Below are 13,860 nucleotides of genomic sequence, written 5' to 3' on the forward strand. Positions count from 1 at the left end.
CATCGCTCTCGCTTAATGGCTCAACTGTTGCTTCGAGTTTAGGCACACCGACTAAGCGCTCTGAGAGTGAGCGGGTAACGAGCGTCTCGTAGAGACCTTCGGCTAATTCATGCCGCGCTGCTCCCCCATTGATTTTCTCCACCGTTACAGAGTAAGTCGGTGTCGGGAGAAATACCGGCAGCTTGCTATGACGAAGTACACGCGGCGATCCCATCAGGGCAATCCGCACGCTTCACGATCCAACGACGTCACAGCCAACTATCGGCGTAGGTTGCGGCGAGATAACTGACACCGGCATTCGCGCTGTCTGACCTGACACTTGTTGCTGACCGGCACGCTGCACCCGGAATCGGCCACCTACCCCTGTCAGCCCAACATGAACCTGCGCGATGGCTTGAGCCGACACTGCAACGGCTCGAAAAGACACCCGCAATCTGCCCGATGGACGATAAGAACCCTACCTGCCGGGCGCCGTCGTGTCCCGTCGGAGTGCGAACTCTCGCCTACTTGGCACTCTTCGCCTCAATGTTTCACCGATCTCATCAAAGGCTGCAGCTTGCTCTGTCGAGAGGAACTGAGGTGAGACATTGCTGAGACCACGGTAAGAGAACGTAGCCCCGCAGATGCTGAGCCAGCGTGGTCCTCGCCGAGGCATCCGGTCCGTCCTAGGAAAGAATCCTTTGATGAGAGCACGCCTGGGGCCGTGGTGGTAGGCGTCAGGAGCCCAACGCCGGCACATCTCTCCCGTTGCCTCAGTCGTGTATCAGGAACGTAGGTCCACAATCGATCGTTTGTGCCACCCCGCCTACGCGCAGCGTCATACCGTCCTGGGATACAAAACCATGTCTCGGAGGAGGCACCGTCACCGACCCGTCTTCCAGACGCGAAGACTTAGGACACCATCAGCGCGCATGGTTGCTCGAAAACCCAATCAAGACCGTGGGTTCAGACGGCAAGTCGATAACCACAGCGGCTGCCGCGCCCCCTGCACAACGAGCAGCTGACAGCAGAAATACTTCAAACACGCGTTTGATGAGCCGGCGCCCTGAGTTGTTCGGCTCACGACCGTTGCGAGATGTGTTCATACAGGTAGACATGCGTCGACACTCAGAGCACGGGCGGCAAGGCGCGACGTGTCTCCATGACGAATGGGCGGGAAAAGCTGTTGACCAAGCCTAAACTGACCAGGTGACTGTATTACATCCCGGTGTTAACGAAATTGAATGGCTTGCCGACCTCAAGGGCGTAGCGGAGCAAGTCGGGTCAGAAGTCCTCGGATTCCCCGTGCGGTGGTCCGTTGAGACGACTGTAGGGCAAGGCTCTCGCGACCGTACCGACGTTCGTGTAGAGCGGAACGACGGTTCAATTCTGTTCACAGGGGAGGCAAAGCGGCCGGATACCCCAATGGGTGTTCACCCCTTAGTGGTATCTGAAGTCAATGACGCAGTTCAAAAAGCGCAACTTCAGGGAGCCGCCTACTGTTTTACTACAAACTTTCTTCAAGTGGCCTATCTTAATGCCGGCGCAGGACTTCACGCGCAGCCTCTCCGACGCCTTCAAGGCGACCTGATCAGCCTTGTTGACCCTTCCTACCCGAACCAGATTGGCTGGTGGCGGGCCCTCACCACGCCCGAGCGTAAGGCAGCGGTTGAGGACGGACTCCGCTCCCTATTTGAGCGGTACCACCTCACCGTCATAGGCCAAGCTCCGCCACTGTCGATAGATTCGATGGCTTTGGATTACTTCAAAGCCATCACCGACGCACTGCACGGCCCCATAGGCAGAGTCGTGGCCAATAGCTATGACCAGGCTTCGCCCAGCATTCATAAACAGGCTCTGGCAGCAGGGCTGGACTTGGACAACGCCCAGGAACGCCAGTACCTGGTGGCTCAGGGCATCGCAGAAGTTCTCACGGCTAGCCTGTTTCACAGGCTGCTTCGAGACTATTTTGAAACTTTGGACCCATTACTAGGTGGCACCACCCCTAGGACCGCCGAAGCGCTCAAGGCCGCTGTTATATCAGGTCTACTCGAAGCAGTCACAATCACCGGTGACTACAAACCGATTCTCGTGATCAGCGACGTAGCGCAGTGGGTTCTTTATACGTCACCCAGCGAAGCACTACCGCACTGGATGGCGCTTTTCGACTTCGTGGAGAAGTTGGATCTGCATCTCGTTTCGAGTGACATTCTAGGGACTATCTTTGAGCGCCTAATCAGTACTGAGAGGCGACATGAACTCGGTCAGCACTACACTCAACCGAGACTGGCCAAAGCCATGGCACGCTGGGGGGTTCGCTCGGCTGACACCGTAGTTATTGATCCGGCGTGTGGTGCCGGTACCTTCCTCGTTGAAACTTATCAAAGACACCAGGAACTAGGTCTCGCGCACGACGAGGCTTTGAAGAAGAATCTGGGCAACGATATCGATAGCTTTGCCGTTCACCTGGCTAGCATCAACCTAGCCACCAGAAGAATAAAAAAAGGGCTCAACCACCCCTTGGTTCGCCAAGGCGACGCCTTCAGCCTCTCCCCCGGCAACGTCAACATGCTTCACGTCTTCGCATCCTCTGAGCAGGAGCCCGAGGACCACCCACTGCAGAAGGTTGACCTTGTAATCGCTAATCCACCTTATGGGCGAAGCGCAGAGAACGAATTACGGTACTTAGCCCACCTCAAGGGCCACGGCATCAAGGGGCTACCCAAAACCACGGGAATCAACTTGGCCGCGTGGTTCGTCCTCCTCGGGACGATGCTGGCGAAGAGCGATGCACGAATGGCGTTTGTTCTCCCATCCGGCGTCCTGCAGAACGACAACCTTGGCCCATGGAGGGCCTGGCTTCGCCAGCGATATGACATCACTGTTTGGCACACTGAAGCGGACGTATGGTTCAGTGATGCCCGCGTGGCAGCATGCGTTATGTTGTTTGAACCACGGCAGGCGGGTGGCGAGAGTCTGGGTGAGTTGAATTTCGTCAACGTCCTTGAACCCGTTGATGGAGATTTGCACTGGATCGATGGCATTGCCAGCCCCGCGGAGAAGGTGGTCATCCGCGATCTTTCCGCGCTACCAGCTGGCGCTGACCTGCTTATTCCCGGAACTATCCCCGACGTTCTCAATGAGTTCATGGAACTGGGACGTGTCGTTGAGGTCGTGACCGTATCCGGTATAGAGACAGCGGCCGGTCAGAAGCTGGGCCACAAATTCTTCAAGCTCGAGGACCGCAAACCCGATAGCGACAACATGGTGCGCACTGTCGTTGGCCTAGGTGCTGAAGCACAACTAAATCGTAAGTTCCTGACACCGCTGTTGAGCGGATCCAAGGAAATCGACTCCGGAGAACCCACCCTCAGCCGCTTCTGGTTACTGTCCGCTCCCGCTGCGCGGCCGACCGCCGACACTGCTCTAGGAAGGTACATCCGCCTAGGCGAGTCACTGGGAGTGCACGAGGAACCATCAGTCAGAGCGCGAAGTCCTTGGTGGCACCTCAACACTAGTCCCGTCAACATCGCAGCCTCGATGAACGAAGGATTCAGACACCAGATCGCATGGTTCGATAAGCCCTCCGTTGTTACAAACAACTTCAACACTATTGCGTCCACCAAATCCCTTCACGCAGAAATCGTTGCCGCAACCCTTGCCAGTGCTTTTGGGGCGATTGCCGCTCAATACGTTTCGGGTGAAGTGGGTTGTGAAGGCGTAAGGCGGATTCTTTTGGGTCATTTCAACCGGTGGCCAGTCATCGATCCACATCAGGCAACAGAGCAGCAACTCGTGACAGAGGTACGTCATTCCTACCAGTCGTACCGGCGGTTCAAGACCTCAGAATTCGACCGCTTGCCCCGCGAGGAGCATGCAGCACTTACGCGACTAACTAAGGCGGTATCTGCGCTTGCCCACGGCGAATCATCTCCCGAATCAGTCGCACTGGCTGACAGAGCCATCACCTGCACACGACAGACAGTTGCCCGTCGACGCGCTCGTGAAACTCAGGCGCTCGGAGGGCGGACGAGATCCATCCAAGCGTCAGGCCCTACCCTCCCGCGCCGAGTTCGCACTTGGTCGCAAGGATATGACGGTATAAATAAGTTGCTGAGGCTAATCACATCCGGAAACGGCTTGAGTAAACTGCGAAAGCCCGACGATATAGACACTCCCCAGCTTTTTCTTGTAGGGGCGTTCGATGAGTATCCGGAGGAAGAACGTGCTCTCGTGGACGCCCTCGGTGCTGGATTTGAGGCAGCGTTCCCTCTGAGCGCCAGCCGCCCTAACGATTTGAAGCAGGCAGTAGGACTTGCTCGGACCATCATCGATGACGTCGCCGCGGACCTACTTCCTGAAGCACCTCCAACCGACAATCCGGGATATTCAACCTGGCTGGAAATGCGCAATTCTGTCGTTGATGCTCTGCGGAAGTATCTACAAACTGAGGTTCGAAGAATGCTCTCGTAACTTACATAGAGGTCCACCCTTTTACGACCGAGTAGTTGATCCTGAGTTTTTGAGCCGTCCTCGTACACACCCATACTTTCATCTACGCCAGAACCGCGGCGGAAGTCTGGTTCTTTGAGCCACCGATCATCGCCCAGCGTGAGGGCTGAGTATGGCTTAAACCGCCCTGGGGCGGTCCTATACACGTCCTGCTTTCGGCTCCTACCGGACCTGATGCGGGAATCCAGACGTATGCCGCTTTCAAGCGCCACCTTCGATAACGGGTTCGCGCCACGACTGGAGGTTCTTCTGTTCAGCCCCTTCAGCCGTGAATCCTAATTCCGACGAGCGGGCGTCTGTCGTCCCAAGCCGGATCTCGTATTCAACCGACTTCGTGAGGTTATCTCAGAACCGACCAACACCACCACGGCGTTTTTGCCCAGCATCTGGGTGTGAATCCACTTCTCGATGGCAGCGTCGGTCTTGTACTTGACCGATTCCCAATCCTGGGCGACTACGCGCGAGTCGCCTTAGATCGCGCCCATCTTCAGCACTTGCTGAACGCGGCCGGCGTCCCCGTTGTAGTAGTAGCTCGCGAAGATTGAACGGGCCACTTCAAGTCCTCCTGTTCGTGGATGCCGGGGTGTCGTTCCTGACAGTAGGGGCGACCACTGACAGCGCCTGTTCATCAGCGGCTGTAGCGCCCGAACACTTCAGTAAGACCACGCTCAACTAGCGTTCTCGCCGTTCATGGCCACTACTGTGTCGTAAAGTCCGTAGTGAGTCAGTCCCTCGTGCGAGTCAATCCCGGCGTAGGCGAGACTCGCGTCCTCGTAGCGGCGGAAGTTAAATACCGCGTCGTTCATGTGGGCGCTGTTGAAGACGTTGAGGCTGACCAGCAAGTCGAAGTCACCAACTGTCAGGCCGGTGACTGTGCGGAACAAGTCTGGCTCCAACTGTGTGATGACGTCCTTCAACGTGTTCTCGCGGAAGTCGGTGAGATACATGAAGGCTGGGATGCGAGTTGCGAATTTGATGAGTTTCACCTGCACCAACTTCCGCTTCGACTTGTACTCCTTCTCCTCCTCAGAGAGTTCCTTCTTTTGCTTCGGAGTTAGACCGCCGTTCTTGCCCTTTTCCTTAAGCTCCTTGATCTTCTCAGCCTTCGAGATGATCGTCTCGATAATGTTGTCGCCGAGTGCTCGGAAGCCCTCGATGCGCTCAACGGCCGCCATCGCCTGAGGGCTGTCGAGGACCTTGCGCAGCGTGTCATTGTCGACGTTGACCAGCACGGCGCTCTCCCACTTACGAGCGAGGAGCGTCGCCGAGGTGCCGGCCAGTGCGATGTCGAGGACACCGCCCGCGTCGATCTGTGTCATGTGCGAGCCATCGTAGGCGAGTACCGGCAGGAATGAGATGAGGTCGGCAACAGCCTTCTCGGGGTTGGACTCATACGGCGAGAGCCCGATGGCGTATTCACTCAACTGACGCAGTGCACGTGTCGGGGCAAAGTCGAATACGTAGCAGACCGGCTTCCAGACCAGCTCCTCGTTTGGGTTGTCGCCGTTGGAGTTCTTGATCGCCCATGGCGACTGCACTCGGAAGGCTGCCTGGAAATAGGTCTCGGGGCTCTTCAGATTGCGCAGCATCAGAATGGACGACCACTGCGGGATCGTGACGCCGGTGGTCAGTTTGCCGACCGTCAGCGTGATTGTCTTCGTATCGAACCCGCCCGCGATGGCGTTCTTGACCGGTGGCAGCGCGTCGAGCCCCACACCGATATTCGGGGCACAGAGGTTCACCACCGTGTAGTCGTGCCAGAAGGTGTTGTGCTTTTCTGCGAGGAGGTTGGCCATCGCGTCGCATGACGACCGCCGCGGCAGCGACCACAGCGAGTGATTCAGGTACGGCAGCAGACGCACATCGGAGTAGGGAAACGGCGGTGTGGTGCCCCTCTTTAGGTCAGACTCGATCTGGACGGAGTGTTGGCCGCGGATGATGCTGAGCCATTTTTGGACCTCGTCCTTGTATTTGAACTCGGCCGCGGCTCCGATGCCCTCCGCGGTAAAGAACTCGTTAAGGTCGAACTCGTCGAACTCTCCCGCTGACGCCACAGCGAGGATCTCGTCGGGCATCTTGTAGGTAAGCAGGCGCATCTGCGGGAGCGCTCCGTAGGGGTTCCACTCATCGGGCTTGCTGGCCGCGAACTCGGCGCTGGCGCGCTGCTCGTCGGTGTAGGTCCAGTTGAAGATTTGCTCTTCGATGAAGTCACCGCTGGCGAGTGCCTTGAAAGGCGTGCCGGACAGGTAAAGGTAGGCCCGAGTCGTGATGGGAAGGAAATCGTCTTCCTCCATGTCGTAGTCCAAGTCCTCATTGACCTCTGCCAGACCGTCCGCGTACTCGACCTTCAATGCCCTTTTGACGACAGCCTCGTCCTCGCCCTCGAAGAGCTCCTTGGCCGTGTCGCGCCACGCTCCGAAGTGGTACTCGTCGAAGATCACAAGATCCCAGACCGTCGTGTGCACCCACTCGTTCTTCGACTTGATGGCGCCCGTCTTGTCCTTGCCGAGCAGGTCTTGAAATGAGCCGAAGTAGACAATGGGTTTTTTCTGGTCCAACTCGCTGATATTAGTGCCAGATGCCTTCGAGGCGTACTGCCAGCCCTCGAAGTCGATATGCGACTCCAGATCGGCCTTCCAGGCATCCTCGACGGCGGGCTTGAAGGTGACGACAAGGACCTTCTTCGCGCCCAATTCGCTCGCCAACTGGTATGACCCGAACGTCTTGCCGAAGCGCATCTTGGCGTTCCACAGGAAGCGCGGGACTGCGTCGGCATTCTCGTTCCAGCGGGACCGAAAGTAGTCGACCGTGTGGGCCACCGCCCGCTTCTGCTCATCGCGCATCTCGAAGGTATCGTGATGTGCACCCGTGAGTCGGAGGCCCTTCTGCATCTCAACGATAACGGTCTTCACGTCATCGGCTGTGCAGCGCACCCACTCGCGCGACGAGCCGATCTTGACGTTTTCGAAGCCCTTGTCGATGAGACGCTGTCGGACATGACCGTCACGGAAGACGGATCCGTCCTGGCGCTCGGCAGGCTCGTCGAGATGCAGCGTGTAGGCCTGCTGCATCTGACCCTGCGATTGCTTAATGCGTGCGTTCACGTCGGTCTGTGCGGTCTGCCCGACCTTGATGAGGCCCCTGTAGTTGGCGGGCGGGTCATTGGGTGTCCAAGCGTAGATGCGGAGACGCTGCTCGGGCTTGGGGACGAGGACCTCGTCGACTGTCTTATTCACTGAGGGCCTTCCCGCCGTTCATGGGCTTAATGAAGGACTCGATGTGCTCACGCTCCGATTCCGTGATGCCGTACTTCTCGTACACCGCTTCGTCGGTCCACTCACGGTCCCATTCCTGGACAGGAACCCACCGGTACATACCGCGGAAGACGTGCTGAGCAGGCTTCCGGAGGGAGATCAGGAAGCGCACCAACCTGGTGCGCAAATACGATTCAACGCTCTCCACTTCCGCTTCGCTGGCAAGTGGCCCGGCAACCAAATATGTCTGGGTGCAAACGGAGCCCGGCTCTCCGTGGAGCGGCGGCCCCAACACGATGTCGACCCCCGACTTTTCTCGCTCACGACCGGAACCAGCCACCGGCAAGAAAAGTTTCCAACTGTCGATCAGGTGAGCGTTCTTCCTAATGGTCGACCGGGGCATTGAACCGGTAAGCCGCTTCGTGCCCTTGTTGGCGTAGATGCGCACCGCACCGTGTCCTGGCGCAACGCCCTCTTTATAGCCGGTGAAGTTGGTCGCGAGCCCAAAGGGAGTGTCGCCGCTAACGAGACTCTCGAACCTCTTCTCGTCAAAGGCGAGGACCTTCTTGAGGATCTCGACGCCACGGGGGTCCCGGACAAAGGTCTCGAACTCGTTGAGCGCTCGTTCAGATGGGCCAATGACAGCCCCGCCCCGGCGATACTCGCTCTGACATGGGCCTGGGTTGTCTCGATCCCACAGGAAGTAGCAGACGCCCCCCCCGATGCCCACCGTCGGGAAGGCGTCCTTTGCGTTCTCGAAGTCGACGAGGGTGCGCACCCTCGGATCTGCGAGGAACTCACTCCTGAACTCGGCGAGACCGGGACCACGGCCACCAGCCATCCACCTCGATGGAATCACCATGCTGAGGAAGCGGGGCTCCAAGGATTTCGCCTGCTCTACGAAGAGGTGGTAGATCGAAGAGTCATTCGTGCCACCGCCGCCCCCAGTCATTTGGTACGGAGGATTCCCCACTACAACGTCGAACTGCATGTCTGCTCCAAACAACTCGGAGATCCGAGATTGAACGTCGTCGGTGTGAATAAAAGGGGACGCGTGCGCCTCTAGCCCGGTGTCACGGTCGAACAGGATTTGGGGAGCGCCACAGAATTTGCACTTACCGTTGGTGAACCGCTTGATCTGTTTGCCACCCGAGTCGGCCGTGTATACCCAGTCAGTTCCGCCCAACCAGGTGTGCTCGCTGCGCTCAAACCAGATGTTGCCGTCGGGACGATCAAAGGATTGAGCAATGGAGTTCTTTCCGTTGGCGTTCTTCGAGCAATACAGGCTGCGACGTGCAAGCAGCGCCGTAATCTCAGTGATGCCGATCCCAAATACTTGCTTCGTGAGGATGTGGTCGACACGGTCCTGGAGGTCCGGAATCTCGTCAATCAGCCCATCGACAAGACGCTTGGTAATCTCCCTGAGGAAGACTCCGGACTTGGTAAACGGGTCAAGGAAAGTAACCGTTGAGTCGGCCCAGATGTTGGCGCCATTGTTGGCGGCTGCCCACGCTCCGGTCAGCCTGTCGAGCATCTCGTTTGCGAACTCTGGCGGGGTGAATACCTGATCGTTCGACAGGTTGGCGATGCACGAAAGGACGTCCGGGTTGCGCGCCCGCATTGAGTAGGCGGCCTTGGTCGCGGTCACGGCGCCAACTCCGAGATTTTCGCCGGCTTATAGACCTTCAGCGGCGTGAAGATCTCGTGCCTGCCCGCATCTGCAAAGAGCCCGTCCTCGATGGCGAACGCGGCGCGCTGCGTCATCGACTCGTAGCGGAAGTCACGGCGCTGGAAGAGACCCCGACCGAGGTATGACCACTCGGCGAAGACGATGGGACCGCCGGATGCCGCCTTCATCGTGAGGGCGTCCCCGTGCACGATATTTACGCTCAGAACGTAGGCACCGGCGCGATAGAGGTCATCGGTTTCGCAAAGTCCGAGGTACTCCGAAAACGGAATTAGCATTTTCTCGCGGCACTCCTCCATATTGTCTTCGAGGAGTTCGATGCCGTAGGTGCACATTAGGGCGTGCAGTGCCTGATGGCGCTTCTCGAAGTCGGACTTGCCGTAGCGGCGCTCGACCGCCGCCAACTTGCGGATAAGCACTTGCACGAGGAAGTTTCCGGAGCCGCACGCAGGTTCGAGGAAGCGCGAGTCGATGCGCTCGGTCTCACCCTTTACCAGTTCGAGCATGTCGTCGACAAGCCAAGCTGGCGTGAAAACCTCGCCATGATCGGCAACGCGCTTCTTCGATCTCACCAGCGATTCGGGTAACGCCGGAGAGCCGCCAGTCGCGTTTCTTTGTTCCACCTTCACGTTCCTGCTCTCGTTCGCCTTCGGGCGCAATTTGGCCCTGTTACACAGTCTCTCGTGACCTTACGATACTTCGGCCGCGACAGGCGCAACTGACGGAGTAGCGCCCCCTGTGCCCGGTCCAGGATCGCTGCGAGAACCAGTCGCCTACTCACTCTCCCAACCACCACGCGCGTGGTGGCCACCTGTCTGCGCCAGCACTGGGTCTCGCCAGTGCTGGCGGCGTCAACCAACAGCACGAGCGACGGGCCGAGGACACGGCTCAGGTTCTGGATGTGCTCCGGACGTGCGTGGCGGGCATACTTCATCAGCTCGCTGATGAAGTATGGGCACCCGAAAGGGGCGGAAGAATCACTGTTACCTTTCCCATCGCAATTGAAAGTGTAGGTGGGTCTAAGCCCGGCCGAGCCGGCGGAGCTCGACCAGGCCCGCGCGAACGCCACTGGTAGTCGAGTCAATCACCGCCTGTATGTCTGCATGCTTCCCAGTCTATTCGGTTCCCGGTAGGCGGAGAGCATCGGCCAATAGGTCCCCATATCGCTGAGTGTGTCAAAACCATCCCACTTACCGGATTGTCTACGGTTGGTGTCACTTCTTTTCGAGATCTACCGTCGTCGTGGTTCCGAGCGCGCTAACCTTAAAGCTGGTTGCCTCGCCTTTGTACGCGAACTTCTTGGTGTCCTCGGTGGATGCCAGGAGAGCGGTGTCAGTGGCTGCAGCATCGCGCTTTGACATGAATGCTCCACTCGCCTCGGTTGGCGCTTCGAACGTACCCACCCAATAGATTGAGGTCGTAGCACCGCCATCGGCCACCCACTCGATCGTGATGGTGTCAGCGGTGATCGTCGCTTGCTGATAGTTTTCTGCACTGTTTGGGTTGCTGTGCTTCCATGCGCCGATCAGCTCCGGGATTTGGGGTGCTTCTTCCGCGACGTTGGACTCGACAGCCTGGGTCGAGAGTGCATCTGACCCGCCACACCCCGACGACGTGACAGCGGCAGCAACAAATATGGGCGCGGCTATTTTCTTCATGGTTTCACGCTGACACACACCTTTGACGGTGCTGACATCCCGTCTTGGTAGTACCGAATTATCGCCGGCCCGTAGGGGTATTGACTAACGACCACGATTGGTATCGGCCTTCTCGAAGAACGCTGGCAAGAACATCCTCAGCCTGTTCTTCATAGATTACGCACCGCTGGTAGTTCGGGTGGTCTGGTTACTTCACGAAGGACACCGCGACGTTGGATTCGTGGGCGATGTCGGGCGGGGTGATCGCAACCTGCCACAATCACGCCCCCTATAATCCCCTTATGGGGAATTCACTGCTCGGGGCTAGACCAGTCGTTGGCATTTTCTCGATCATCACTACAGTCCTCCTGTTGTTCGGCGTGGTCTTTGTTTTCGCATCGAGCCGAGGCCACAGCAGTCCTGAAGCGGCAGCCGTCTCCTCTGCCACGTCTAGCGAGCAGGACGAAGAGACTGAACCTTCACCGGCGCCTGCGCCCTCTAGCCAGGTAGCCACTCGCGAACCGGCTACCCCCAGAAGGGTCCCAACGCTAATTCCAAGCCCCACGCCATCGCTTTCCGAGCGGCCACCGGTCGATGAGGTGCCAGTCGAACAGCCTGCCGCCAACACGTCCCCGCCGGTTGTGACGGCCCCTCTGCCGCAGACCACCGAGCAGCCAGTGGCCACGGCGCAACCAGTCGAGGTCGATGAGGAGCCCGAAGTTGTCTGTCCGAGCGGACACCTAACAGTTTCTTTAGACGAAATGAGTCTCGGTTCCGCTAGCAATTCTCTGGGTCTCCGGGACGTCATCATCAGCGGGACGGTCCGGAACGATGCGACTGCCGCGATCGATGTCGGACTCACAAGCGAAATCACGGTCGTGGGAATCGACGCCGCGGGAGAAGTAAGCAAAACCTACTCACCGGATTTTGACTACACACCCCCGCCAGGAACGATCCGGCCTCTCAGCGTCCCGCTGCCTCCGGGACAGTCGATGCACTTCCAGTACAACGATGATGATCTTCATACCGATTGGACGACTATCAAGTACTGGACTCTGGATCCTCAGTACACGCTGACATACCCCTCCTTCACGGACCCGCACTACACCTGTGAGTCCTTTGCCGCGGTCGAAATCATGAGCGACCCGATCCCAAATCGCCCCTAGAGTTTCGGTTCGTCTGAGCGTAGGTGATGCGCTTTCTCGGCCGAGTCAACTGCACCGCAAGAACTCCTGCGGCACCATGGGGAACGTTCAGGATTGTTCTTGCCGCTAAGGGGTCACGAGGGCAGGCCCGGTGTCGACGGCCGGACGATCCTTCAGGGACCATTCCTGGTCTTTGGCGTGGAGCCAGAGCACGATGTCCATGATCCGTAGCCTGGATGCACTCGGTGGGGCGCCTGCGGCGAGCCGGATGGCATCCAATCTGCTGGCCAGTCGGGGGTCTTCCTGGAACGCCTGGTGCCACACCGTCCACTGGTCCGCTGAGCTGTTCTTGGGAAGTCCCATCATCGGGCCGATGTAGCTGTCGAAGACGGGAACGAGCTTCGGGCGTTTTCGGGCCATGATTTTGCTGGCCGTCGTTGGACCAATACCCCACGGGTAGTCTTGGCGTCCGCGGAGGATGTCCCACAACTGCTGTGCAGGGCTGTCCGGCCCCAGGTGGGCGTCGAATTGCGTCGGGGTCAGCGTTGTGAAGTCGAGCGATGCCGGGATCTGACCGAGCAGTCGCCGCACGTCGCCGGTTCGGTGTCCGGCCAGTCCGATGGCCGCTTCCGGCGGTACATCGACGGAGAGCATGGAGACGGCAACGAAATCGTCGCCGGTCAGCTCGTTAGCGGCCTCCGCCCGGTATCCGCCGCCGGCCCACTCATCAAAGTGGGCACCAGATCGGGGCCGGCCCGTGTCCTTCAACGGCCCGTAGTACTGCTTGACCAGCTCTACTGCTTCATTGACATGGGATGCGTTCAGGATCGGATGTGTCATCAGTTCCTTCCAGCCTCGGTGAGTGTCATTGGTTCCCGTTCACTGTGTATCTGCCAGCTCGTGTTCGTGCTCCCGCCGGGTTGCAGGGGTCCGGTCGTCCGGGCCCTGATGAAATCCCGGAGCGCTGCCGGGTCCAGGGGTGTTCCGCTGTTCATGGCCTTACCGACTTCCAAACCGCCGGTCCGGTCGAAGATGGACACGCGTGCCAGCCGGATGCCCGGTGTGTGCAGCGCGTAGGCGTCCCTCACCGCGTCGTACAGGGCGCGTTGTTTCCAGCGCGATGACCCCAGGTCCAGGAAGAAACCCTTCCGGTCGGAGCCGCCGAACATCCGATCCGTTGAGGGATTGGCCCAGCCGTTGGCTTGGCAGGCCCGCAGGCAGTGCGCTTCGCCGCTGGCGCTGTAGTGCCGGTACGCACTCGACCATGGAAGCCGGTCCACCCAGGGAACACGGAGGGTGGGCTCACGGTAGCGGTTGAAGTGCAGTTCCTCATCGAACTCGATGAACAACCCATCCACGGTAGCGAGGTCCCAGGCCCCGGCGGTGAAGTCCGCGTCGTCGCGCACTCCCCCGAGCCCGCGGTACAGGCCGGCGATCTCGGTCCTCACCACCGTCGGCAGGTCGCGGGTATGAGCCCTCGTTTCGCCCTGATGCTGCTCCTTGGTAGCAAGACCAAAGCCCGCACCGATCAGGGCCTTTTCGAAGTTGTCTGCACGTGTCCCCATGTGCGGGAGTGTATCCGCTTCCCGGAACAAGAAATCGACCGCGCTGATGCGTGAGGGCGGTCAGACAGGCCGCGGTGGAGT

8 protein-coding genes and 1 pseudogene are annotated in these 13,860 nt (G+C 58.9%); 2 read left to right on the top strand and 7 right to left on the bottom strand.

What is annotated here, in order from left to right; genetic code table 11:
* Nucleotides 1-1,188 precede the first annotated feature (1,188 nt).
* Entirely contained in the window at nt 1,189-4,452 is a 3,264-nt protein-coding gene (locus CXQ92_RS15295) for a class I SAM-dependent DNA methyltransferase (protein ID WP_146067483.1), read from the top strand.
* 314 nt (nt 4,453-4,766) lie between these two features.
* Here the strand turns inward: CXQ92_RS15295 and CXQ92_RS18885 are convergent.
* The 5 genes and pseudogenes from CXQ92_RS18885 to CXQ92_RS15315 form a co-directional block, all read right to left on the bottom strand.
* Nucleotides 4,767-4,931: pseudogene (locus CXQ92_RS18885) on the bottom strand (hypothetical protein); the annotation flags it as partial.
* 228 nt (nt 4,932-5,159) lie between these two features.
* A complete protein-coding gene (locus CXQ92_RS15300) occupies nt 5,160-7,727 on the bottom strand; it encodes a DEAD/DEAH box helicase family protein (protein ID WP_104168602.1) in 2,568 nt (855 codons plus the stop codon).
* Complete coding sequence (locus CXQ92_RS15305; RefSeq protein ID WP_258069983.1) at nt 7,720-9,393, bottom strand: Eco57I restriction-modification methylase domain-containing protein; 1,674 nt, start codon at nt 9,391-9,393, stop codon at nt 7,720-7,722. Before CXQ92_RS15305 ends, CXQ92_RS15300 begins: the two co-directional genes overlap by 8 nt.
* Complete coding sequence (locus CXQ92_RS15310; RefSeq protein WP_258069984.1) at nt 9,390-10,061, bottom strand: SAM-dependent methyltransferase; 672 nt, start codon at nt 10,059-10,061, stop codon at nt 9,390-9,392. Before CXQ92_RS15310 ends, CXQ92_RS15305 begins: the two co-directional genes overlap by 4 nt.
* Before the next feature lie 585 nt (nt 10,062-10,646).
* On the bottom strand, nt 10,647-11,090 hold the full coding sequence (locus tag CXQ92_RS15315) for a hypothetical protein (protein WP_104168603.1): 444 nt from the start codon (nt 11,088-11,090) through the stop codon (nt 10,647-10,649).
* Between the two features lie 281 nt (nt 11,091-11,371).
* Here CXQ92_RS15315 and CXQ92_RS17900 point away from each other — a divergent pair, with 281 nt between their 5' ends.
* On the top strand, nt 11,372-12,235 hold the full coding sequence (locus CXQ92_RS17900; protein WP_146067484.1) for a hypothetical protein: 864 nt from the start codon (nt 11,372-11,374) through the stop codon (nt 12,233-12,235).
* A 105-nt stretch (nt 12,236-12,340) separates the two neighbouring features.
* Here CXQ92_RS17900 and CXQ92_RS15325 read toward each other — a convergent pair whose 3' ends face one another.
* Both CXQ92_RS15325 and CXQ92_RS15330 read right to left on the bottom strand, forming a co-directional pair.
* Nucleotides 12,341-13,054, bottom strand: a complete 714-nt coding sequence (locus CXQ92_RS15325) for a DUF6308 family protein (protein ID WP_104168605.1) — start codon at nt 13,052-13,054, stop codon at nt 12,341-12,343.
* Nucleotides 13,054-13,779 (bottom strand): hypothetical protein, encoded by a 726-nt coding sequence (locus tag CXQ92_RS15330; protein WP_181033692.1) that lies wholly within the window; start codon nt 13,777-13,779, stop codon nt 13,054-13,056. Before CXQ92_RS15330 ends, CXQ92_RS15325 begins: the two co-directional genes overlap by 1 nt.
* Nucleotides 13,780-13,860: the final 81 nt, after the last annotated feature.

Origin of the sequence: Arthrobacter sp. SX1312, from assembly GCF_002929295.1 — a bacterium.
Classification (GTDB): domain Bacteria; phylum Actinomycetota; class Actinomycetes; order Actinomycetales; family Micrococcaceae; genus Arthrobacter_D.